21 protein-coding genes are annotated in these 21,881 nt (G+C 65.2%); 12 read left to right on the plus strand and 9 right to left on the minus strand.

What is annotated here, in order from left to right:
* Positions 1–198: 198 nt before the first annotated feature.
* From ileS to murJ, 3 genes are all read right to left on the minus strand, one after another.
* A complete protein-coding gene (ileS, locus tag J7360_RS15705) occupies positions 199–3,030 on the minus strand; it encodes an isoleucine--tRNA ligase (RefSeq protein ID WP_057658376.1) in 2,832 nt (943 codons plus the stop codon).
* Positions 3,031–3,036: 6 nt separating this feature from the next.
* Positions 3,037–4,059 carry a bifunctional riboflavin kinase/FAD synthetase gene (locus tag J7360_RS15710; protein ID WP_057658378.1) on the minus strand — a complete coding sequence of 341 codons (1,023 nt, stop codon included), beginning with the start codon at positions 4,057–4,059 and terminating at the stop codon, positions 3,037–3,039.
* Positions 4,060–4,248: 189 nt separating this feature from the next.
* The gene (gene murJ, locus J7360_RS15715) at positions 4,249–5,841 is read right to left on the minus strand and encodes a murein biosynthesis integral membrane protein MurJ (protein WP_057658379.1); all 1,593 of its coding nucleotides are present in this window, start codon (positions 5,839–5,841) and stop codon (positions 4,249–4,251) included.
* A gap of 116 nt (positions 5,842–5,957) precedes the next feature.
* On the opposite strand from murJ, the gene rpsT reads away from it, so the two are divergent.
* Positions 5,958–6,227: a 30S ribosomal protein S20 gene (gene rpsT, locus J7360_RS15720; protein ID WP_003484323.1), complete on the plus strand. Its 270-nt coding sequence runs from the start codon at positions 5,958–5,960 to the stop codon at positions 6,225–6,227.
* Between the two features lie 91 nt (positions 6,228–6,318).
* Here the strand turns inward: rpsT and obgE are convergent, their stop codons facing one another.
* From obgE to rplU, 3 genes are all read right to left on the minus strand, one after another.
* Positions 6,319–7,386 (minus strand): GTPase ObgE, encoded by a 1,068-nt coding sequence (gene obgE, locus J7360_RS15725; RefSeq protein ID WP_003484324.1) that lies wholly within the window; start codon positions 7,384–7,386, stop codon positions 6,319–6,321.
* A 233-nt stretch (positions 7,387–7,619) separates the two neighbouring features.
* Positions 7,620–7,880, minus strand: coding sequence for a 50S ribosomal protein L27 (gene rpmA / locus J7360_RS15730; RefSeq protein ID WP_003484326.1), 261 nt, complete (start codon positions 7,878–7,880; stop codon positions 7,620–7,622).
* 12 nt (positions 7,881–7,892) lie between these two features.
* The gene (gene rplU, locus J7360_RS15735) at positions 7,893–8,213 is read right to left on the minus strand and encodes a 50S ribosomal protein L21 (protein WP_003484328.1); all 321 of its coding nucleotides are present in this window, start codon (positions 8,211–8,213) and stop codon (positions 7,893–7,895) included.
* A gap of 292 nt (positions 8,214–8,505) precedes the next feature.
* On the opposite strand from rplU, the gene uvrA reads away from it, so the two are divergent.
* Positions 8,506–11,472 (plus strand): excinuclease ABC subunit UvrA, encoded by a 2,967-nt coding sequence (uvrA, locus tag J7360_RS15740; protein WP_007967520.1) that lies wholly within the window; start codon positions 8,506–8,508, stop codon positions 11,470–11,472.
* Positions 11,472–11,876 carry a thioesterase family protein gene (locus J7360_RS15745; protein ID WP_007967522.1) on the plus strand — a complete coding sequence of 135 codons (405 nt, stop codon included), beginning with the start codon at positions 11,472–11,474 and terminating at the stop codon, positions 11,874–11,876. Before uvrA ends, J7360_RS15745 begins: the two co-directional genes overlap by 1 nt.
* Positions 11,877–11,992: 116 nt before the next feature.
* Here J7360_RS15745 and J7360_RS15750 read toward each other — a convergent pair whose 3' ends face one another.
* Entirely contained in the window at positions 11,993–12,463 is a 471-nt protein-coding gene (locus J7360_RS15750; RefSeq protein ID WP_057658381.1) for a copper chaperone PCu(A)C, read from the minus strand.
* Positions 12,464–12,486: 23 nt separating this feature from the next.
* Between J7360_RS15750 and J7360_RS15755 the strand changes: the two genes are divergently transcribed.
* The 4 genes from J7360_RS15755 to J7360_RS15770 all read left to right on the plus strand — a co-directional run bounded on the left by J7360_RS15755 (position 12,487) and on the right by J7360_RS15770 (position 15,684).
* Complete coding sequence (locus J7360_RS15755; protein ID WP_057658383.1) at positions 12,487–13,257, plus strand: enoyl-CoA hydratase/isomerase family protein; 771 nt, start codon at positions 12,487–12,489, stop codon at positions 13,255–13,257.
* A 70-nt stretch (positions 13,258–13,327) separates the two neighbouring features.
* Positions 13,328–14,233 (plus strand): acyl-CoA thioesterase II, encoded by a 906-nt coding sequence (gene tesB, locus J7360_RS15760; RefSeq protein WP_057658385.1) that lies wholly within the window; start codon positions 13,328–13,330, stop codon positions 14,231–14,233.
* 232 nt (positions 14,234–14,465) lie between these two features.
* A complete protein-coding gene (locus J7360_RS15765) occupies positions 14,466–14,978 on the plus strand; it encodes a DUF2007 domain-containing protein (RefSeq protein WP_057658387.1) in 513 nt (170 codons plus the stop codon).
* Between the two features lie 220 nt (positions 14,979–15,198).
* Positions 15,199–15,684 carry a hypothetical protein gene (locus J7360_RS15770; protein WP_022559859.1) on the plus strand — a complete coding sequence of 162 codons (486 nt, stop codon included), beginning with the start codon at positions 15,199–15,201 and terminating at the stop codon, positions 15,682–15,684.
* Between the two features lie 167 nt (positions 15,685–15,851).
* Here the strand turns inward: J7360_RS15770 and J7360_RS15775 are convergent, their stop codons facing one another.
* Positions 15,852–16,451, minus strand: a complete 600-nt coding sequence (locus tag J7360_RS15775) for an EF-hand domain-containing protein (RefSeq protein WP_007967529.1) — start codon at positions 16,449–16,451, stop codon at positions 15,852–15,854.
* A 40-nt stretch (positions 16,452–16,491) separates the two neighbouring features.
* On the opposite strand from J7360_RS15775, the gene J7360_RS15780 reads away from it, so the two are divergent.
* Both J7360_RS15780 and J7360_RS15785 read left to right on the plus strand, forming a co-directional pair.
* A complete protein-coding gene (locus J7360_RS15780) occupies positions 16,492–17,406 on the plus strand; it encodes an arginyltransferase (RefSeq protein WP_007967532.1) in 915 nt (304 codons plus the stop codon).
* Positions 17,360–18,688 (plus strand): endonuclease/exonuclease/phosphatase family protein, encoded by a 1,329-nt coding sequence (locus J7360_RS15785; protein ID WP_057658389.1) that lies wholly within the window; start codon positions 17,360–17,362, stop codon positions 18,686–18,688. Before J7360_RS15780 ends, J7360_RS15785 begins: the two co-directional genes overlap by 47 nt.
* Positions 18,689–18,963: 275 nt before the next feature.
* Here the strand turns inward: J7360_RS15785 and purT are convergent, their stop codons facing one another.
* The gene (gene purT, locus J7360_RS15790) at positions 18,964–20,166 is read right to left on the minus strand and encodes a formate-dependent phosphoribosylglycinamide formyltransferase (RefSeq protein ID WP_057658392.1); all 1,203 of its coding nucleotides are present in this window, start codon (positions 20,164–20,166) and stop codon (positions 18,964–18,966) included.
* A gap of 124 nt (positions 20,167–20,290) precedes the next feature.
* Here purT and J7360_RS15795 point away from each other — a divergent pair, with 124 nt between their 5' ends.
* From J7360_RS15795 to J7360_RS15805, 3 genes are all read left to right on the plus strand, one after another.
* The gene (locus J7360_RS15795) at positions 20,291–21,160 is read left to right on the plus strand and encodes an SPFH domain-containing protein (RefSeq protein ID WP_209034199.1); all 870 of its coding nucleotides are present in this window, start codon (positions 20,291–20,293) and stop codon (positions 21,158–21,160) included.
* A gap of 152 nt (positions 21,161–21,312) precedes the next feature.
* Positions 21,313–21,597 (plus strand): hypothetical protein, encoded by a 285-nt coding sequence (locus J7360_RS15800; protein WP_057658397.1) that lies wholly within the window; start codon positions 21,313–21,315, stop codon positions 21,595–21,597.
* Positions 21,594–21,776 carry a hypothetical protein gene (locus tag J7360_RS15805; RefSeq protein WP_003484354.1) on the plus strand — a complete coding sequence of 61 codons (183 nt, stop codon included), beginning with the start codon at positions 21,594–21,596 and terminating at the stop codon, positions 21,774–21,776. The genes J7360_RS15800 and J7360_RS15805 overlap by 4 nt, the downstream gene beginning before the upstream one ends.
* Positions 21,777–21,881: the final 105 nt, after the last annotated feature.

Consider the following 21,881-nt stretch of genomic DNA (forward strand, 5'->3'; position numbering starts at 1 on the left):
GGCACGGGCGGCTCGACCAGCCGCGCCGCCCTGCCCCAATGCGTGCCCCAAGCTTCAGCAAGCCAGGCGCATGGCGGCAGCGGACGCGTCGCTGCAGAGCAACCAGGGGCTACCCCGGCAGCTGACGCGGGCTGCGCCAGCGCCAGACGCCGGCAGTCCGTGGCCAGATCCCTGCCACGTCCCGCCGGCGAGGCGGCGTCAGAACCAGCGACGCTGCTCGCCCGGACCTTCGATATTGCTGACGCAACGGCTGCACAGGTCCGGGTGACGCGGGTCGCTGCCCACGCTGGCCTGATGGTGCCAGCAGCGCACGCACTTGGCCTTGGTCGTGGGCTGCGCACTGACGAAGATGTCGTCGGTGCTGGCCGCGGTCACGGTGACATCGCCACTGATGAACAGGAAGCGCAGTTCCTCGGCCAGCGGTTGCCAGCGCGCGGCGGTCTGCGCATCGGCGGCCACGGTGATTTCCGCTTCCAGCGCCGCACCGATCGCGCCATTGGCACGCATCGGCTCCAGCACCTTGGCCACCTGCTCGCGCAGGACCAGCAACTTGTCGAAATCCGCACCGGTCAACGCAGCGTCGGCCGGCAACGGCGCAAGGCCGTCGTACCAGGTGGCGAACAGCACGTTGTCGACATGCTTGCCCGGCAGGTAGCCCCACAGTTCCTCGGCAGTGAAGCTCAACACCGGCGCGATCCAGCGCACGAACGCCTCGGCCACGTGGTACATCGCGCTCTGCGCCGAACGGCGGCCGCGTGCGTCTTCGGCCATCGTGTACAGGCGGTCCTTGGTGACATCCAGGTACAGCGACCCCAGGTCCACGCTGCAGAAGTTCAGCAGTGCCTGCACGATCTCGGCGAAGTCGTAGCGCGCGTAGGCGGCCACGATCTTTTCCTGCAGCTCGTGCGCGCGATGCACGATCCAGCGGTCCAGCAGCACCATCTCGTCCAGCGCCACCAGATGCTGCAGCGGATCGAAGCCATGCAGGTTACCGAGCAGGAAGCGCGCGGTATTGCGCAGGCGGCGGTAGGCATCGGCGTTGCGCTTGAGGATCTCCTGCGACAGCGACATCTCGTTGCTGTAGTCGGCCGAGGCGATCCACAGGCGCAGGATGTCCGCGCCCAGTGTCTTCATGATGTCCTGCGGCTCGATGCCGTTGCCCAGCGACTTGGACATCTTGCGGCCGTGCTCGTCCACGGTAAAACCGTGGGTCAGGCACTGCTTGTACGGCGCCACCTTGTCCATCGCCACGCCGCTCAGCAGCGACGACTGGAACCAGCCGCGGTGCTGGTCGGAACCTTCCAGATACAGGTCGGCCGGCTTGGGCAGCCCACGATCCGGAAGCACCGCCTCGTGCGTCACGCCGGAGTCGAACCACACATCCAGGATGTCGGTGATCTTCTCGTAAGCTGCCGCCTCTTCGCCCAGCAATTCGGCCGCATCCAGCGTGTACCAGACATCCACGCCGCCCTGCTCCACGCGGTCGGCGACCTGGCGCAGCAACTCGGTGCTGCGCGGATGCGGCTCGCCGGTTTCGCGATGCACGAACAAGGCGATCGGCACGCCCCAGGTACGCTGCCGCGAGATGGTCCAGTCCGGGCGCCCGTCGACCATGCCGGCGATACGCGCCTGGCCCCAGGACGGATACCAATGCACGTCTTCGATGGCGTTGAGCGCATCGGCGCGCAGGTTGGCCTGCTCCATCGAGATGAACCACTGCGGCGTGGCGCGGAACGCAATTGGCGTCTTGTGCCGCCAGCAATGCGGATAGCTGTGCTCCATCTTGCTGGCCGCCAGCAGCACGCCGGTCTCGCGAAGCGCGTCGATGATGACGTCGTTGGCCTTCCAGATATGCAGCCCGGCCAGCACGGTGTCGCCCAGCGGCGGGGTCGACGGCAGATATACGCCGCGCCCGTCCACCGGATTGATCTGCGCGGCGCCGTAGCGCTCCAGCAGCCCGTATTGCCTGGAGACCTGATAGTCCTCCTGGCCGTGGCCGGGTGCCGTATGCACCGCGCCGGTACCATCCTCGGCCGACACGTGGTCGCCCAGCAGCAGCGGGATCTCGCGTTCGGCATAGAACGGGTGATTCAGCAGCATGTGCTCCAGCGCCGCGCCCTTGGCGTGCCCGTGCACCACGACCTCGCCCACGCCGTACCGCGCCAGCGCCTTGGCAGCCAACGCTTCGGCGATCACCAGCCAGCGCGGCTGGCCGCGATCGGCCGAACCTTCGACCAGCACATAGTCCAGCTCCGCGCCCAGGCTCACCGCCAGCGACGCCGGCAGCGTCCACGGCGTGGTGGTCCAGATCGGCACCGCCACGCCCACGCCGGCGGGCAGCGAGGCGCCGAACGCGGCAGCCACCGCAGCCGGGTCGCGCGCCGGATAGGCGATATCCACGGTCGGCGACACCTTGTCGGCGTATTCGATCTCGGCCTCGGCCAGCGCCGAACCGCAATCGAAGCACCAGTGCACCGGCTTGACGCCGCGGGTCAGGTGGCCGTTATCGACCACCTTGGCCAACGCGCGGATTTCGTTGGCTTCGAAGCGGAAATCCAGCGTCTTGTACGGGTTGTCCCAATCGCCGATCACGCCCAGGCGCTTGAAATCGCGCCGCTGCAGATCGATCTGCTCGGTGGCGTATTCGCGGCACTTCTGCCGAAATTCGGCCGCATCGAGCTTGACGCCGACCTTGCCGTATTTTTTTTCGATCGCGATCTCGATCGGCAGGCCATGGCAATCCCAGCCCGGGATATACGGTGCATCGAAGCCGGCCAGATATTTCGACTTGACGATGATGTCCTTGAGGATCTTGTTGACCGCATGGCCGAGGTGGATCTGGCCGTTCGCATACGGCGGGCCGTCATGCAGCACGAACAGCGGCCGCCCCGCGGCATTGGCGCGCAGTTGCGCGTAGAAGCCCTCGCGCTCCCAGCGCTCCAGCATCGCCGGCTCGCGCTTGGGCAGGTCGCCACGCATCGGAAATTCCGTCGCAGGCAGATGAAGAGTGGCTTTGTAATCTTGGGTCACAGGAACCTACCGTTGCGCTGGATTGCTTGAGAAGTCCGCACATGGATGTGCGGGCTCTTGCGAGGGACTCGCCGTCGTCGAGGGTTGTTGCTCAGAACGCATATGCGCCGCCAGTACCTCACGTGCCTGCTCGGCATCGCGGTGCATCTGCACGGTCAGCGCCTCCAGGCCATCGAACTTTTCTTCGTCGCGCAGCTTGGCGACGAATTCGACGGCAATGTGCCGGCCATACAGATCGCACTGGAAATCGAACAAGTGCGCTTCCAGCAGCGGCTCCACGCCCGCTACCGTGGGACGCGTGCCGAAGCTGGAGACCGACGGCCACGGCCGCTCGGCCACGCCATGTACCCAGGTCGCATAGATCCCCGACAACGCCGGCGTGCGCGGAAAGCGCAGGTTGGCGGTGGGATAGCCCAAGGTACGACCAAGCTGCTTGCCGCGCACGACCCGGCCACCGATGGCGTACGGGCGACCGAGCAAGTCGCCGGCGTGGGCGAATTCGCCGGCGCCGAGCAGTTCGCGAATTCGCGTTGCCGAAATCCGCTCCCCATGCAAATGCACCGGCGCAATCTCGCCCGCCACAAAGCCGTGCTGCTCGCCAAGCGTACGCAGCAGGCCGATGTCGCCGGCGCGTCGATGGCCGAAACGGAATTCCGGGCCAATCCAGACTTCGCGCGCGCAAAGCCGGCCAACCAGCGCCAGCCGCACGAAATCTTCCGCACACATCTTGGACAAGCGACCGTCGAAACGGATCATGCCCACGCTGTCGGCACCGAAGCCGTACAAGCCTTCGATCTTGGCGCGTGCCAGGGTCAGACGCGGCGGCAGCGCGGCGGGTGCGAAGAACTCGCGCGGCAGCGGCTCGAAGCTCACCGCCACTGCCGGCACACCGAGTGCGCGAGCACGCGCCACGGCGTGTTGCACCAGCGTTCGATGCCCCAGATGCAGGCCATCGAAGGCGCCGATGCAGACCACGCTTCCGCGCGGGAACAGCGTCCCGCCCTCGACGTCTCTAAACAGCCTGCTCATTCCTCGATCCAAACAGATGCCGGCCCGCCGGCCGGCCCTCGTTGATACATAACCTGCAAGTATAGCCGTGCCTGTCAAGCCGCATGGGCGTACCTGGGGCGGGCAGCGCGTCACCGCCTGCGGTTGCGCAGGGATGGGCGTTCCCTGGACAGTGCAGGCGACCTGCAGCGCGCTGATTCGGTCGTCGCCTCAGCCTTCGCGCAGATGCCGCGGCCGCAGCCCCAGCGCCAACTGCGCGACCAGATATGTCGCCCCGCCACTGCCCACCAGTACCGCCAGCCAGCCGATGCGGTTCCATTTGTCCATCTGCGTAAACGACGGCAGCCACCACAGCAAGCTCAACAGCACTGCCACCATCGCCGCACATGCCAGCAGCAGACGCAGCGCATAGCCGCCCCAGCCCGGCCGGCGCTGGTACACACCGGACTTGCCCAGCCAGTACCACAGCAATCCCAGATTGAGATAACTCGACAGTGCACTGGCGATACCCAATGCCAGATGCAGGCCCGGCTGCTTGCCCAGCGCCTGCATCACACCCTGCGCCTTGAGTTCCGGCGGCACCATGATCTGGTACACGACCGCCAGCAGCGCGAAGTTGAACACCATGTTGGCGATCAGCGCCGCCACGCCTGCACGCACGGGTGTGCGGGTGTCCTGGCGCGCGTAGAAGGCCGGCAACAGCACCTTCAGCATGGCGTAGGCCGGCAAACCGAAGCTCAGGCCGTAGACCGACATTGCGGTCATGCGGGTATCGAACGCAGTGAACTGGCGGTACTGGAACAACGTCGCCACCAGCGGTTCGGCCAGCAGCAGCAAGCCCAGCATGGCCGGCATCGCGATCAGCAGGGTGGTGCGGAAGCCCCAGTCCAGCGCGCCGGAGAAAGCTGTGCGATCGGTTTTGACATGATGGCGGGCCAGCGCCGGCAGGATCACCGTGCCCAGCGCCACGCCGAACACACCCAGCGGCAGCTCCAGAAAGCGATCGGCCAGCGACAGCCACGATTGCGACCCATCGGCCAGGCGCGCGGCGATCACCGTATCCAGCATCAGGTTGATCTGAGCAATCGACGAGCCGAACAAGGTCGGGATCATCAAGGTCAGCACTTTGCGCACATCCGGGTGATTCCAGCCCCAACGCGGCAGCGTCAGCAGGCCGATGCCCTTCAGCGCCGGCAGCTGGAACAGCAACTGCAGCGCACCGGCCACCAGCACCGCCCAGCCCAGCGCCAGGATCGGGACGTCCAACCGCGGCGCCAACCACAGCGCGCCGGCAATCATGCACAGATTGAGGATCACCGGCGTCAGCGCCGGGATGGCAAAGCGCTGGAAGCTGTTGAGCGCGCCACCGGCCAGCGCCGTCAACGAGACGAACAGCAGGAATGGAAAGGTCAGCCGCAACAGATCGACCAACAACCCGTATTTTTCCGGATCGGTGGCCGCGCCATCGGAAAATACCGAGGCCAGTTGCGGGGTGAAGATCAACCCCAGTGCGGTGATCAGCAGCAACATCCCGCCCAAGGTGCCGGACACGCGCGCCATCAGCTCGCGCAGATCGGCATGCGGGCGGGTCTCCTTGACCTCGGTGAACACTGGCACGAAGGCGGTGGCGAACGAGCCCTCGGCGAACAGCCGGCGCAGGAAATTGGGAATGCGGAAGGCCACCCAGAACGCGTCGGTCACCGCATTGGCGCCGAAGGTGGTGGAAATCGCCTGGTCGCGGATCAGGCCCAGCACCCGCGAGATCATGGTCATACTGCTGAATGAGAGCAGGCCTCTCAACATGCCGGGCTTGCTCACGCTGCATCCCTCTTGACAACTGACTTGACGTACATATCCGGGTCCATCATACTTTCGCGCTTGCTTTTTCCACCATACCGATTTTTCAGGAACCCACCACCGTGGCCAATATCAAGTCCGCCAAGAAGCGCGCCAAGCAGACCATTGTGCGCAACGAGCGCAACACCGGTCAGCGCTCGATGCTGCGCACCGCCGTCAAGAAGGTGATCAAGGCCCTTGACGCCAACGATGCTGCAGGCGCCGAAGCTGCTTTTGCCGTTGCTCAGCCCATCCTCGACCGTTTCAGCGCCCGCGGCCTGATCCACAAGAACAAGGCTGCACGCCACAAGAGCCGCCTGACCGCGCGCATCAAGGCCATCAAGGCCGCGTAAGCGACCAGTTGGCGCATTGCCGGAAGCCTGGCTTCCGGCAGTACAGAAAAACCCGGCCAAGGCCGGGTTTTTTGTGTGTCTGCGCCTGCACTCAGCCCGCATTGCGCGCTTCGAGTTCGTCTTCGCGCTGACGATCGAAGAACGCCATCACGTCTTTCATGATCGGGAAGGTGCCATCGCGCCCGAGAGCGGAAACCAGGTACCACGGCGCCGTCCAGCCCAACTCGGCCACGATGGTTTCTGCAGCGGCACGCGCCTCGTCTTCGAACATCAGGTCGGCCTTGTTGAGCACCAGCCAGCGCGGCTTCTTCAGCAACTCGGGATCGTGGCGTTCCAGCTCGCGCTCGATGGTGCGCACCTGATCGGCCGGCGATACGCCGTCCACGCCGCCCTCGCCATATACGCCCAGAGCAGGCGAAATATCCACCAGATGCAGCAGCAGGCGGGTGCGTTGCAAATGGCGCAGGAACTGCGTGCCCAGACCGGCGCCGTCGGCCGCGCCTTCGATCAGGCCCGGCACGTCGGCGATGACGAAACTGCGGTACGCCTCGACACTGACCACGCCCAGATTCGGGTACAGGGTCGTGAACGGGTAGTCGGCCACCTTCGGGGTTGCCGCGGACACTGCGCGGATCAGGGTGCTCTTGCCGGCATTGGGGAAACCCAGCAGGCCGACATCGGCCAGCAGCTTCAGTTCCAGCTTGAGCAGACGCTCTTCGCCCTCCTCACCGGTGGTGGCCTGGCGCGGCGCGCGGTTGACCGAGCTCTTGAAATGCATGTTGCCCAGGCCGCCCTTGCCGCCCTTGGCCACCAGCAAGCGGTCGCCGTGCTGGGTCAGGTCGCCGATCACTTCATCGGTCTGCACATTGATCACCACGGTACCGACCGGCACCACGATGATGCGGTCTTCGCCGCCCTTGCCGTAGGCCTGACGGCCCATGCCGTTCTCGCCGCGCTGCGCCTTGAAGGTGCGCTCATGGCGGAAATCGACCAGTGTGTTGACGTTCTCGTCGGCCACGATCCAGACGCTACCGCCCGCACCGCCATCGCCGCCATCGGGCCCGCCCAGCGGAATGAACTTCTCGCGGCGAAAGCCGACACAGCCGTTGCCGCCATTACCGGCGGTGACCAGGATTTCTGCTTCGTCGACTAATTTCATGGGATTCGGGGTTCGTGATTTGGGATTGGTGACAACGCGGCAACGCAACCTTGGCGAGCCCGTCAGCAGGGAAGGATGAGAACGCCAGGACGCCAAGGGATCCGCTCTTGCGAATCCCCAATCCCGAATCCCGACTCCCGGCCCTCAAACGAAAAACCCCGCCGAAGCGGGGCTTTCCGTCTCGTTCGCAGCGCCTTGCGGCACATGCGAACTGGCCTGCATGGAGCGGGCGATTACGCCTCGGCAACCACGCTGACGGTGCGACGCTTCTTCGGCCCCTTGGTGGAGAACTCCACCTTGCCGTCCACCAGGGCGAACAGGGTGTGGTCACGGCCGAGGCCGACGCCAGCACCCGGATGGAACTGGGTGCCGCGCTGCCGCACGATGATGTTGCCGGCGTCGATGGCCTGGCCACCGAAGATCTTCACGCCGAGGTACTTCGGGTTGGAATCGCGACCGTTGCGCGAGGAACCTACGCCCTTTTTATGTGCCATGACTGGTTCTCCTTACTTCTTGTCGCCACCGGCAATGCCGGTGATCTCGATTTCGGTGTAGTGCTGACGGTGTCCCTGACGCTTCATGTGGTGCTTGCGGCGACGGAACTTGATGATGCGCACCTTGTCGGCGCGGCCGTGGGCCACGACCTTGGCGGTGACCGAGGCGCCTTTCAGCGCATCGCCCAGCTTGATGCCATCGCTATCGCCCAGCATCAGGATGGTGTCGAACTTGATCTCGTTGCCAGCTTCGACTTCGAGCTTTTCCACGCGGAGCGTTTCGCCCTGCGCGACGCGGTATTGCTTACCGCCGGTTACCAGAACTGCGTACATGACCAGGTGTTCCTCTGTAGTTATTATGGTCGCCTGACTTGCCCATGGGGCAGACAGGAGCGGAATTGTACTGGCCTAGCCGGTTTCGGGTCAAGTCGCAAGCCGTCTGGCCGCGAATGGCCCGCGATGGGCTGGTAGAACGCATCATCCGGCCGCCACAACGGCCCCGGCAGACTGGCATTTGGGGCAATTGCCCTCACCTAGGTCGGCGGGTAGGCTGATCGACTGCCACTCATTCCTGCTGAGCACGCTCGCACCACTGCCGGTTCGCCGGCCCGACATCGGATCCCCCATGGCGATGGATTTCATCCGCATCCGCGGCGCGCGGACGCACAACCTTAAGAACATCGACCTCGACCTGCCCCGCGACAAACTGATCGTGATCACCGGCCTGTCCGGCTCGGGCAAGTCGTCGTTGGCGTTCGACACCATCTATGCAGAAGGCCAGCGCCGCTACGTCGAGTCGCTGTCGGCGTATGCGCGCCAGTTCCTCAGCGTGATGGAAAAGCCGGACCTGGACCACATCGAAGGCTTGTCGCCGGCGATTTCCATCGAACAGAAATCCACCTCGCACAACCCGCGCTCCACCGTCGGCACGATCACCGAGATCTACGACTACCTGCGCCTGCTCTATGCACGCGTAGGCCAGCCGCGCTGCCCGGACCATGGCTTCCCGCTGGAAGCGCAGACCGTCAGCCAGATGGTCGACCACATGCTCACCCAGGACCAGGAGCAGCGCTACATGCTGCTGGCCCCGGTGATCCGCGAGCGCAAGGGCGAGCATGCACAGGTGTTCGAGCAACTGCGCGCGCAGGGCTTCGTGCGCGTGCGCGTGGACGGCGAGCTGTATGAAATCGATGCGGTGCCGGCATTGGCACTGCGCCAGAAACACACCATCGAAGCGGTGATCGACCGCTTCCGTCCACGCGAAGACATCAAGCAGCGTCTTGCGGAGAGTTTCGAAACCGCGCTCAAGCTCGGCGAAGGCATGGTGGCGGTGCAATCGCTGGACGACCCGGCCGCAGCGCCGCACCTGTTCTCGTCCAAGTACAGCTGCCCGGTGTGCGACTACTCGCTGCCGGAGCTGGAACCGCGCCTGTTTTCGTTCAACGCACCGGTGGGTGCCTGCCCGAGCTGCGATGGCCTGGGCGTGGCCGAATTCTTCGACCCCGATCGCGTGGTCGTGCATCCCGAACTATCGCTGTCGGCCGGCGCGGTGCGCGGCTGGGACCGACGCAATGCCTATTATTTCCAGCTGATTGCTTCGCTGGCCAAGCACTACAAGTTCGACGTGGATGCGGTGTGGAATACGCTGCCGGCCAAGGTGCGCCAGGCGGTGCTGTTCGGCAGTGGCGATGAGGTGATCAGCTTCACCTACTTCACCGATGCGGGCGGGCGCACCACGCGCAAGCACCGCTTCGAAGGCATCCTGCCGAACCTGGAACGTCGCTACCGCGAGACCGAATCGCCGGCGGTGCGCGAAGAACTGACCAAGTACGTCAGCCAGCAGCCCTGCCCCGCCTGCAACGGCACGCGCTTGAATCGCGCTGCGCGCAACGTGTTCGTGGCCGATCGCCCACTACCGGAATTGGTGGTGCTGCCGGTCAACGAGGCGTTGAGCTTTTTCCGTGGCCTGTCGCTGCCGGGTTGGCGCGGCGAGATCGCGGCCAAGATCGTCAAGGAAATCGGCGAGCGACTGGGCTTCCTGGTCGATGTGGGTCTGGATTACCTCACCCTGGAGCGCAAGGCCGACACCTTGTCCGGCGGCGAGGCGCAGCGCATTCGCCTGGCCAGCCAGATCGGCGCCGGCCTGGTCGGGGTGATGTACGTGCTGGACGAGCCCTCGATCGGCCTGCACCAACGCGATAACGAACGCCTGCTCGGCACGCTGACGCGGTTGCGCGATCTGGGCAACACCGTGATCGTGGTCGAGCATGACGAAGATGCGATCCGCCTGGCCGACCATGTGCTGGACATCGGCCCCGGTGCGGGCGTGCATGGCGGCGAAATCTGCGCGCAGGGCACGCTGGACGACATCCTGAAATCGCCACGCTCGTTGACCGGCCAATACCTGTCCGGCAAGCGCCGCATCGAGATTCCAAGGCAGCGCCACAAGCCCAACCCGAAGATGATGCTGCATCTGCGCGGGGCGACCGGCAACAACCTGAAGAATGTCGACCTGGATATTCCCGCCGGTCTGCTGACCTGCATCACCGGTGTGTCCGGCTCGGGCAAGTCGACGTTGATCAACGATACGTTGTTCACCCTGGCGGCCAACGAGATCAACGGCGCCTCGCACACGGTGGCGCCGCATCGCGAGGTCGAGAACCTGGACCTGTTCGACAAGGTGGTGGATATCGACCAGTCGCCGATCGGGCGCACGCCGCGCTCCAATCCGGCGACCTACACCGGCATGTTCACGCCCTTGCGCGAGCTGTTCGCGCAGGTGCCCGAGGCGCGTGCACGCGGCTATTCGCCGGGCCGCTTCAGCTTCAACGTGCGTGGCGGCCGCTGCGAGGCCTGCCAGGGCGACGGCATGATCAAGGTGGAGATGCACTTCCTGCCCGACGTGTACGTGCCCTGCGACGTCTGCCACGGCAAGCGCTACAACCGCGAAACGCTGGAGATCCGCTACAAGGGTTTCAACATCAGCGACGTGCTGCAGATGACCGTGGAAGATGCGCTGCGCCTGTTCGAGCCGGTGCCGTCGATCGCGCGCAAGCTGGAAACGCTGGTCGATGTGGGATTGAGCTACATCAAGCTGGGCCAGAGCGCGACCACGCTCTCCGGCGGCGAAGCGCAGCGCGTCAAGCTGTCCAAGGAGCTGTCGCGGCGCGATACCGGGCGCACCCTGTACATCCTGGACGAGCCGACCACCGGGCTGCACTTCCACGATATCGAAGCGTTGCTCGGCGTGCTGCACAAGCTGCGCGACGAAGGCAACACGGTGGTGGTGATCGAACACAATCTTGACGTGATCAAGACCGCCGACTGGATCGTGGATCTGGGCCCGGAAGGTGGGCATCGTGGCGGCACCATCCTGGTCTCTGGTACGCCGGAGGAAGTGGCCGCGCACAAGCCGTCCTACACCGGGCAGTTCCTGGCCAAGATGCTGCCGTCGGTGAAGGCGCGCGAGACGCGTCCGGCGGCAATGGCCAACAAGCCCGATGCGCGTCCGCCGCGCAAGGTCAAACCGGAGAAGGTGGCCAAGGCCGCCAAATCCGCCACCAAGAAGACTGCGAAGAAGAAGGCAAGCTGATGAGCGAACACAAGGTTCTAGCACGCATCCCGATCAGCGTGCGCTGGCGCGATATGGACAGCATGGGCCATGTCAACAACGCCAAGTACATTTCCTATCTGGAAGAAGCGCGCGTGCGCTGGATGCTGGGCGTGCAAGGCGTGGCGATGACCGACCGCATCGCGCCGGTGGTTGCCGCCACCAATGTCAACTACAAGCAGCCGTTGATCTGGCCCAACGACATCACCGTCGAGTTGTTCGTCGAACGCCTGGGCACCAGCAGCGTGACCATCGGCCACCGCATCTTCGACCAGAAGGACGACAGCAAGCTGTACTCCGATGGCAACGTGGTGGTGGTGTGGATCGATACGCAGACCGGCAAGAGCGCTGCGCTACCGGATGCGGTGCGCGCGGCCAGTAGCTGAATTCCCATCGGCTCAGTGGCTGATGTTGCAGCAACGCGAAAGATCGGCGGCGGCTCCATGTGGAGCCGCCGCTTTCATTGCAATGCTGGCGCAAGTGCGCAACAGCCATCAAACACTCAAGAGCCGGGCGCGCGCTTGCGTGCTTCCAAGGTGGCCTTGATTTGGCGACCGTCCTGCAGGGTAAAGCTCACCGGCACCTGCGCGCCTTCCTGCAACGGCGCACTGGCGTCCATCAGCATCAGGTGCAGGCCGCCCGGCGCCAGCGGCACAGATTTGCCGGCCGGCAATGCCAGTTCGGGCACCGCACGCATGCGGCTGACGCCATTGACCTGTGTGGTTTCGTGCAAGGAGACATCGGCAAATACGCTGCTGTTGGCAGCAGTGATGGTCAGCGGCTGCGCACAGCCGTTATGAAATTGCCCGAACCCGGCGGCCATGCCCATGCCACCGGGCGGCGGGATGCGGATCCAGCCATTCTTGAATTCGGGCAGGCATTGCGCCGACACGCCCGCACTTGCCGCCAGCCCAAACGCCGCGAGCAACGCGCCGGCACACCTAACCCGCCTGCTTCGACTGCCGTCTATCATGACCTGACCTCCAGGAGCCCCGAATGAGCATCCAGATCTTAGACCATGGCCGTCTTCGCGAAATCCGTCTGGCGCGTCCGCCGGTCAACGCGCTGGACAGCGCGTTGTGCCAGGCGTTGAGCGTTGCGGTGCAGCAGGCGGGCGAGGAGGTCGACGGCATCGTGCTGTCGGGCAGCGAGCGGATTTTTTCCGGCGGCATGGATGTGCCGCATCTGCTGGCCCATGGCACCGACCGCGCTGCGCTGCTGGCCAGTTGGACCGCGTTCTTCGATGCGGCGCAGGCGCTGGCCAACAGCCGCGTGCCGGTGGTAGCGGCCATCGGCGGGCATGCGCCGGCCGGCGGCTGCGTGCTGGCGCTGTGCTGCGACTACCGGGTGATGGCGCGCAGTGCCGATACCGCAAGACCCTATACGATTGGCCTCAACGAAGTGCAGGTTGGCCTTGCTGCGCCGGAGGGTATCCAACGCCTGTTGCGCCGCGTGGTGGGTGCGCACCGCGCCGAACGCCTGCTGATCTCCGGGCAACTGCTGCCGGCCGAACAGGCGGTCGCGGTCGGGCTGGTGGACGAACTGGTCGATGGCGAGCTGGTCACCGCGCGTGCGGTGGCGTGGCTGCAGGAGCTGCAGCAGCTTCCCCGCCAACCGATGTTGACCACGCGCGCGATTGCGCGTGCCGACCTGCGCGCGGCATTGGCGCCGGAGTTGATCCAGCTGGAGCGCTTCATCGATGGCTGGTACGCGCCGGACGCGCAGACCGCGCTGCATGGCCTGGTGGCGCGCCTGCAGAAAGCCTGAGCCCTGCCGTCGCGGCGCCCCTTGGGCGGGCCGGTATACTCGCTGTCCGTCGCATGCCCAGGCCAGCCTCTTGTCCGCCACCGCCGAACCCGTCGTCTCCGAACTGATCAGCCTGCTGTCGCTGGAGCGCCTGGAAGACAACCTGTTCCGTGGCCAGAGCCGCGACATCGGCACCAAATACGTGTTCGGTGGGCAGGTGCTGGGCCAGGCGTTGGCGGCAGCGCAGGCGACGGTGGAAAACGGCCGCCAGGCGCATTCGCTGCATGCGTATTTCCTGCGTGCCGGCAATATCGACCACCCCATCGTCTACGACGTCGATCGCACCCGCGATGGCGGCAGTTTCTCGGTACGCCGGGTCACGGCGATCCAGCACGGCAAGGTGATCTTTTTTTGCGCGGCCTCGTTTCAGGAGCGCGAAGAAGGCGCCGAGCATCAGTCGGCGATGCCGGTGGTGCCACCACCGGAAGACATCGAACCGGCCGCCCCGCTGGCACCGGAAGTGTTGGCCAAGCTGCCGGCCAAGGTGCAGCGTTGGCTGTCGCGCGGTGGCCCGTTCGAGTTTCGCCATGTTTTTCCGCGCGACGAACTCAAGCCGCCCAAGCGCCCGCCGTTCCAGCAGATGTGGCTGCGCTTGAACGATCCCATCGGCGACGATGTAGGCCTGCATCAAGCGCTGCTCGCGTACGCGTCGGATTTTCAGTTGCTGGGCACCTCGACATTTCCGCACGGCATCAGCTATTACACGCCGAACGTGCAGATGGCCTCGCTCGATCATGCCCTGTGGTTCCATCGTCCATTCCGTACCGACGACTGGCTGCTGTACTCGCTCGACAGCCCCACCGCGCAGGGCGCGCGCGGTCTGGCTCGCGGGCAGTTTTTCACCCGCGACGGCATGCTGGTGGCCAGCACCACGCAGGAAGGCCTGATCCGGGTGGTGCCCGACGGCAGCGCGATTGCCGTGCCGGCCAAGGAGTAGACCTCACATCGCAACGGCACTGCACCCTGCTTGATGGCCAGTGCGCACCCTGGCTGGGTGAAGGCAGCCGAACACCGCTTCGCGCGCACTGCAGACACCGCAAGCTGGCATGCTTGCCTGCCACGGTCATGCGCATGCGATCCCCTGACCGCATCACCCGCACCTTGATGTTTCATCTTGAACTGGCGCCTCAAGGGTGCCATCTGTTCCGGACCCAACGGCGTTTTCCACCATGCGCAAGATCTTCAGCAGTCAACGTATCGAAACCGCCGAAGGCGTGGCCAATCTCTTGCGCGATGCGGGAATCGAGATCCGCATCAGCAACGGTCGCTCTTATCAAAGCAAGCGCGGCGGCCAGTTCAGCTACCTGGAGCAGAGCAATGCCCAGGCGCAGCCCACCGTCTGGATCGTGCATGCCAACGACCAGCCGCGCGCACGCGAGCTGCTGCGCGACGCCCGTCTGCTGGATACCACCCGCCGCGACCTGCCGAACGTGGAATACACCTTCCGCGAAGGCGAAAACGGCTCCAGCTCCAGTGCGCGCAGCTGGGCCTGGCGTATCCGCCTGGTGTTGCTGCTGGTGATCGGCGCCGTGGCGATGGTGGTGGTGATGCGCCATCGCAACGCGCCGACGCAACTGGCACCAGCGGCCCAGCCGGCATCGCAACAGGCGCCGGCGCCAGATGCCGCACGACCGGCAGCAGAAGACGACGAATTGCGCGTGCGGATCCAGCCGACCCGCTGACCGCAGCGACCCGGCGCGGCCACCCGCTGGTACGACAGTCCTGCTCGTCGGCGCGGTCACATCCGTGCCGGCCTGCGTCGCATGGCATGCGAAGGCAGGCGCCTAGCGAGCAACGTCGCACGATCCGAAGCGATGGGTTCGTATCCGACTGTCGCAGTCATCGGGCAACGCCTGCGCTGCTATAAGCGGCCAGGATCCAACCAGACCCCGGAGTCATGACGTGAAGGCAAGTCTGTTCACCAGTCTGCTGATGATGGTCAGCATGAGCGCGCATGCGGACGGACTCACCAAGTCCGCCGATGGCAAGACGCTATCGGTGAGCTTCGGAGCACCGACCTTCAAGCAGGTGCTCCACTACCGCAAGCTCTACGACAAGAAGCCGTTCCCCGATGCGGAAATCTATTATTTCAGCAACGGCATGTACAAAATCATTTCCCAGGGCGAAAACCATTACGGCGTCTATGTGCTGCAGGGAACATTCGACGACCAGAGCTACACCATCCGGTTCATCTCCCTGCCCTCGGAAGACTGGGGCAACAAGACCGCGTTCCACCAGCTGACCTTCGTGCGCGGCGACCAGCAGAATGTCTTTATCCAGAACGCCATCGTCGACACCGGCGAAGCGATCGCGCAGCAGAACGGCACCTACACGCTGGAGAAGAACACCGTCTCCAATCCGGTTCCCACGTCCTGGAAGCACGACTGAGCGTTGTCGCCGCGCTCAGCGTCTGCCCCAAACGCAAGCGCCCTCCCGCCAGGCGGAAGGGCGCGGTCGATCGGCGCCTTGTTACGTACTGCAAACAGCTGGGTGAACTCACCGCTCACCCGAGCGGCACTCGCCAATGCGCAACGAGCGCCGCAGTCGGCGATGCCTCAGCGGTTGGTCGCAGGTGCGGTTGCCGGTGCCGGCTTGCCATCGTCGCCGTGCCTGCCCATCCCACCCGGCCCGTGCCCGCCACGCCACTTGGACGCAGCATCGAACTCGGCCTTGCTCAGCTTGCCGTCCTTGTCGGTGTCGGCCTTAGCGAACCACGCATCGCGATGCTGCTGCATGCGCAACTCTCGGTCGGCACGGTCGACGAAGCCGTCCTTATTGAGATCCATCTGGTCGAAGCGTGCAGCGAACTTGGGGTCGGCCTTGGCTTCTTCGCGGCTGATACGGCCATCCTTGTTGGTATCGAGCTTGGCCATCCACTCGCCACGTCCGCCGCGCCCATCGCGACCCGGGCCACGATGATGCGGGCGCTCGTCGCGCGACAGCTTGCCGTCCTTGTTGGTGTCCAGCGTATCGAACTGCGCGGCCAGCGTCGGATCGGCAGCCGCTTCGCTGCGGTCGATCACGCCATCGCCGTTCTTGTCGAGTTTGGCAGGCCGCGGCGCATCGCCGGGAGCCGGCACGGTGGCGGCGAACGCGGTGCCGGTGGACAGCGCGGCCAGCACGGCCAGGGCGAGAAAGGGTTTGCGTGACGTCATGAGACACTCCTGGAAGATAGGAACCACACGCGGCACCTGCATGGGCCGCATCGCGTGGGTGGTGCGTGCGGATCGTCCGTGCGCTGCCACCAACACCCCCATCAACGACCCATCGATGCGCGCGTTGACGTCCAGGGCGGACGTATTCATCCGGCGGACAGTCGCCGCTGATGCGACGCGCAGGCGCTATCCTTCGGCCATGGCCATCCATGCCGACACCCACGACGACCTGCGCCTGTTCCAGACCGGCGAGCATGCCTGTGGCTATTGGTCCGACCGGCAGGCGCGCGATCTGGTGCTGGATCCGCACGATCCGCGCCTGGGGGCGATCTATCCGCAAGCGCTGGCATGGGGCTTTCGTCGCTCCGGCGATCTGGTCTACCGGCCGCACTGCGAACGGTGCCGTGCCTGTGTGCCGGTACGCATCGCGGTGGATGCGTTTCACCCGGACCGCAGCCAACGCCGTTGCCTGGCGCGTAACCGGGATCTGGTGGTGCGCGTGGTGGCCGCCGAGCGCACCGACGAACAACTCGCGCTCTATCGCCAATACCTCAAGCACCGGCATCCCGGCGGCGGCATGGACGAACATGGCGCCACCGAATTCGACCAGTTCCTGATCGGCGGCTGGTCCCACGGGCGCTTTCTGGAGATCCGTGAACCGGCGATTGCGCATTTGCCTGGCCGGCTGCTGGCTGTCGCAGTGACCGATGTCACCGAGCATGCGCTGTCGGCGGTGTACACGTTCTACGCGCCGGAGGCGGCAGCGCGCAGCCTGGGCACGTTTGCGATCCTGCAGCAGATCCAGTGGGCGCAACGCGAGCGACGCGCGCATCTGTATCTGGGGTACTGGATCGATGGCCACGCGAAGATGAACTACAAGCGCCGCTTCAGCGCACTGGAAGCCTACGATGGTCGCCACTGGCGCGGCTTGCCCGCCCACGCATCGGTCGACTGACCCGCCGGATTGCGACATCGGCGTGTCGCATCCCGCATGCGAGAATCTTGCAATGATCAAACCTCTCCTGCTGCTCGCGCTGACCGCCTTGTGCGCGGCCTGCGCCCACCCCGCGCCCTCGCCCAAGATGCAGACCGACACCCTCGCCGCCCGGCCGGCCGCGGCACAGCTGCGCATCGCCACCTACAACACCTCGCTGTATTCGGACGAGGCCGGCGGCCTGATTCGCGAGCTGCAGGGCGATAGCGCGCATGCGCGCAAGATCGCTGCGGTACTGCAGCGCGTGCGCCCGGATCTGGTGCTGCTCAACGAATTCGACTTCAACCCGGAACATCGCGCTGCCGACCTGTTCCAGCAACGTTATCTGCAGGTGGCCCAGCCGGGCGGCGGCGAGGCGTTGCGGTATCCGTACCGCTATCTGGCACCGGTCAATACCGGCGTGCCGAGCGGCCTGGATCTGGACAACAACGGCAGCGCCGGCGGCGAAGGACGCGCGCGTGGCAACGACGCGTGGGGCTATGGGCTGCATCCCGGCCAGTACGGCATGCTGGTGTTGTCGCGTTATCCGATCGATGCGCAGGCAGTGCGGAGCTTCCAGCTGCTGAAGTGGAGCGCGCTACCTGGCGCACTGCGGCCGATCGATCCGGCCAGCAAGACGTCCTACTACAGCGATGCCATCTGGGCGCAACTGCGGCTGTCGTCCAAATCGCATTGGGATGTGCCGGTGCGCACGCCGGTGGGTGTCGTGCATGCGCTGGTGTCGCACCCCACCCCGCCGGTGTTCGACGGTGCCGAGAAACGCAACGCCGCGCGCAACCACGACGAACTGCAGCTGTGGCGCGCGTACCTGGACAACGCACCCGACAGCCAACGCTGGCTGTGCGACGACAAGGGCGGTTGCGGCGGCCTGGCTGCCGATGCGCGCTTCGTCATCCTGGGCGATCTGAACAACGACCCGGTCGATGGTGCCGGCCGCCATGAGGCGATCCGCGCGTTGATCCATCACCCGCGCGTGCTGCAGTACCCCACACCGCACAGCGATGGCGGCCCGGAAAAAACCGCCGAATACGCCGCGCTGGGCATCGCCCACAGCGGCGACCCGCATCAGGTCACCGGTGACTTCGGCCCGCAGGCCGGCACCATGCGCCTGGACTACGTGCTGCCGTCGCGCCAGTTCACCCTGATCGGCAGCGGCATTTTCTGGCCAGCCAGCAACGCGCCGGAAGCGGCGATCGCCGATGGCAGCGACCATCATGCGGTGTGGATCGACCTGGCTGAGTAGCTGAGATTGGGGAGTCGGGATTAGGGATTCGGAATGGCGAATTCCTGATAACGCCTGCGTTCTCGGCGCTTGGTGACTAGCGAGACGCAGAAGTGAGCGGCTGGCTGTGCCGAGATGCGCAGCCCGGCTTGTAGTGAATCGATCGCGTTGCATTGCCTCGCGTGGCCGATCGGCTGGCGGCATGGCTCATCAGTGAGAATGCGCACCAAAGCCTGCCGCGCTTGGCGCGTTGAAGCAATGCAGCGTTGCGCTGCACTGCTTCGGGCTTGACGCGCTCAGGCCTGCAGCTGGATCGTCAACGCGGCAGCGGCTACGCGCGCCTTCTCACGCGCAGCATCGACGCTGTCCGCACGCGCCAGGGTGACGCCGACGCGGCGATGGCCGTACACGCGGGGCTTGCCGAACAAGCGCAGTGCGGTGTCCGGGTCGCGCAGTGCCTCGGCCACGTTGTCGAACGCCGGCACGCCATTGCCGTGCGCCAGCAACGCGCACGATGCCGAGGGGCCGGCCTGACGGATCACGCCGCCGTCCTGCGCGCCCACCGGCAGGCCGAGAATGGCGCGGGCATGCAGCGCGAATTCGCTCAGTTCCTGCGAGACCAGTGTGACCAGGCCGGTGTCGTGCGGGCGCGGCGAGACTTCGCTGAACCACACCTCGTCGCCCTTGACGAACAACTCCACGCCGAACAGGCCCCAGCCGCCGAGCTCGTCGGTGATGGCCTTGGCGATCTGCTGGGAGCGGCGCAACGCAGCGGCCGACATCGGCTGCGGCTGCCAGCTTTCGCGGTAGTCGCCGTCCTGCTGCCAATGCCCGATGGGATCGCAGAACGAAGTGCCGCCGGCATGCCGCACGGTGAGCAAGGTAATTTCGTAATCGAAATCGATGAAGCCTTCGACGATGCAGCGACCGGCACCGGCACGTCCGCCGGTCTGCGCGTACTCCCATGCCGCATCGATATCGGCGTCGCTGCGCAGGGTGCTCTGGCCCTTGCCCGAGGACGACATCACCGGCTTGACCACGCACGGCAAGCCCACCGCGGCAATTGCATCGCGATACTCCTCGACGGTATCGACAAAGCGATACGGCGAAGTAGGCAGGCCCAGCGTTTCGGCTGCCAGGCGGCGAATGCCTTCGCGGTCCATGGTCAGGCGCGCGGCACGCGCCGTCGGGATGACCTTCTGGCCTTGCTCGCGTTCCAGCGCCACCAGGGTTTCGGTATGGATCGCTTCGATCTCCGGCACGATCAGATGCGGCCGCTCGCTGGCGATCAGCGCACGCAGCGCGGCGGGGTCGAGCATGTCCAGCACATGCGAGCGGTGCGCCACCTGCATCGCCGGTGCATTGGCATAGCGGTCGGCCGCGATCACCTCCACACCGAAACGCTGCAGCTCGATCGCCACTTCCTTGCCCAGTTCGCCCGAGCCCAACAACAACACGCGGGTGGCGGAAGGCGATAACGGCGTGCCGAGAGTGGTCATGAGCGCGGTCCAGAGCGAGAGGGGCCGCCATTCTAACGGTTGCCCACTGCCACGCCGACGAACGGCTATTGTTTAACTGATATCACATTGATATCTTTTCACCATTCCACAAGGACTCGCGCTCATGAAAGAGAAGCCGATCGGTTCGTTGCCCGGCATTCCCGTCGTCCTCGTCGCAGGCGCCGGCCTCCTCGCTGCCGCCTGGTACGTTCTGACGATGATGGCCAGCACCAGCGTCACGCCAGGGGCGTTCATCGCCGCGGTGCCGATCGCGGCGGCGTGCATTTTCATGTTGGCCGGCCTGTATACGTTGGAGCCCAACCAGGCAGCGGTGCTGAGCCTGTTCGGCAAGTACGTCGGTACCGTCAAGGACGCTGGCCTGCGCTGGAATGTGCCGTTCTATGCCAAGCGTCGCGTCAGCCAGCGCGTGCGCAATTTCGAAAGCGGACGACTCAAGGTCAACGAGCTGGATGGCAGCCCGATCGAAATCGCTGCGGTGATCGTATGGCAGGTGCTGGATGCCTCCGAAGCGGTCTACAACGTCGACGACTACGAAAGCTTCGTGCATATCCAGTCCGAAGCGGCGCTGCGCGCGATGGCGACCAGCTATCCGTACGACCAGCACGACGACGGCCAGATCTCGCTGCGCAGCCATCCGGCCGAAATCAGCGAGCAGCTCAAGCGGCATCTGGACGAGCGCCTGACCCAGGCCGGCGTGGATGTGATCGAGGCGCGCATCAGCCACCTCGCCTATGTGCCGGAAATCGCCCAGGCGATGCTGCAGCGCCAGCAGGCCAATGCCGTCATCGCCGCACGCTCGCGCATCGTTGCCGGCGCAGTGGGAATGGTCGAAATGGCGCTGTCGGAGTTGCAGAAGAATGGCGTGGTGCAGCTGGACGAAGAGCGCAAGGCGCATATGGTCAGCAACCTGCTTACCGTGTTGTGCTCGGATCGCGGCACCCAACCGGTAGTCAACGCCGGCTCGTTGTACTGAGGGCAGCCAACAGGAGGCCTGCTCTCACCGCCGGAAGGGCGCAGCCACTGTTCGGAATCGGCCACTCGTACACTGCGCCTGTGGGCGCGCCCTCCACGCCCCCCCTGGCGACCGCTCGCTTACGTTGCGTCAGCCACTTTGAGATCGATCCGATGAATGTCATGGTGCCCCTGGTGGTTGCGCTTTCCGGCTTGTCCGCGCTGGCCATCGCCGCGTCCATCGGCGCCGACGATGACGACCGCGCACGCGGGCTGGGCCTGCGCTGGGCGTTGATCAGCCTGGTGATTCTGGTCGGCGCCGCATGCCTGTACTGGGCTGGCGACAACCGCGCCGGCATCTATGCAGTGGTGATCGGCATGCTCGTCGGCGTCAACGCGTTGATCGTGTCGATGGTGCTGCACCTGCGCCGTCACGGCGGCCGCAGAGACGGCAAATGAGCGAAAAAAAAGCCTACCCGCTGCGTATCAACGCCGATGTGTTGGCCGCCGTGCAGCGCTGGGCCGACGACGAATTGCGCAGCCTCAATGCGCAGATCGAATACGTGCTGCGCGATGCGTTACGCAAGGCTGGCCGGCTACCGAAGCCGCAGGGCGAAAAAGAAAAATCCGAAAATTGATCATGCGCCGCCGATCATCCAGACGCGACTGCGCACCGGTGTAGCGGTTCCCCGGTCCGGATCGGCGCGGGGTCACAGCGCCTGGCTGGACTGGCAGCGCTCACC

Source organism: Xanthomonas sp. D-99 (genome assembly GCF_017746145.1).
In the GTDB taxonomy this organism is placed as follows: Bacteria; Pseudomonadota; Gammaproteobacteria; order Xanthomonadales; family Xanthomonadaceae; genus Xanthomonas; species Xanthomonas cissicola.

Bases quoted from the DNA above. Each gene is read 5' to 3' on its own strand.
- J7360_RS15710 (WP_057658378.1), bottom strand. From the start codon at position 4,059: ATGAGCAGGCTGTTTAGAGACGTCGAGGGCGGGACGCTGTTCCCGCGC.
- murJ (WP_057658379.1), bottom strand. From the start codon at position 5,841: ATGTTGAGAGGCCTGCTCTCATTCAGCAGTATGACCATGATCTCGCGG.
- obgE (WP_003484324.1), bottom strand. From the start codon at position 7,386: ATGAAATTAGTCGACGAAGCAGAAATCCTGGTCACCGCCGGTAATGGC.
- rpmA (WP_003484326.1), bottom strand. From the start codon at position 7,880: ATGGCACATAAAAAGGGCGTAGGTTCCTCGCGCAACGGTCGCGATTCC.
- rplU (WP_003484328.1), bottom strand. From the start codon at position 8,213: ATGTACGCAGTTCTGGTAACCGGCGGTAAGCAATACCGCGTCGCGCAG.
- uvrA (WP_007967520.1), top strand. From the start codon at position 8,506: ATGGCGATGGATTTCATCCGCATCCGCGGCGCGCGGACGCACAACCTT.
- J7360_RS15745 (WP_007967522.1), top strand. From the start codon at position 11,472: ATGAGCGAACACAAGGTTCTAGCACGCATCCCGATCAGCGTGCGCTGG.
- J7360_RS15750 (WP_057658381.1), bottom strand. From the start codon at position 12,463: ATGATAGACGGCAGTCGAAGCAGGCGGGTTAGGTGTGCCGGCGCGTTG.
- J7360_RS15755 (WP_057658383.1), top strand. From the start codon at position 12,487: ATGAGCATCCAGATCTTAGACCATGGCCGTCTTCGCGAAATCCGTCTG.
- J7360_RS15765 (WP_057658387.1), top strand. From the start codon at position 14,466: ATGCGCAAGATCTTCAGCAGTCAACGTATCGAAACCGCCGAAGGCGTG.
- J7360_RS15775 (WP_007967529.1), bottom strand. From the start codon at position 16,451: ATGACGTCACGCAAACCCTTTCTCGCCCTGGCCGTGCTGGCCGCGCTG.
- J7360_RS15780 (WP_007967532.1), top strand. From the start codon at position 16,492: ATGGGCCGCATCGCGTGGGTGGTGCGTGCGGATCGTCCGTGCGCTGCC.
- J7360_RS15785 (WP_057658389.1), top strand. From the start codon at position 17,360: ATGGTCGCCACTGGCGCGGCTTGCCCGCCCACGCATCGGTCGACTGAC.
- purT (WP_057658392.1), bottom strand. From the start codon at position 20,166: ATGACCACTCTCGGCACGCCGTTATCGCCTTCCGCCACCCGCGTGTTG.
- J7360_RS15795 (WP_209034199.1), top strand. From the start codon at position 20,291: ATGAAAGAGAAGCCGATCGGTTCGTTGCCCGGCATTCCCGTCGTCCTC.
- J7360_RS15800 (WP_057658397.1), top strand. From the start codon at position 21,313: ATGAATGTCATGGTGCCCCTGGTGGTTGCGCTTTCCGGCTTGTCCGCG.
- J7360_RS15805 (WP_003484354.1), top strand. From the start codon at position 21,594: ATGAGCGAAAAAAAAGCCTACCCGCTGCGTATCAACGCCGATGTGTTG.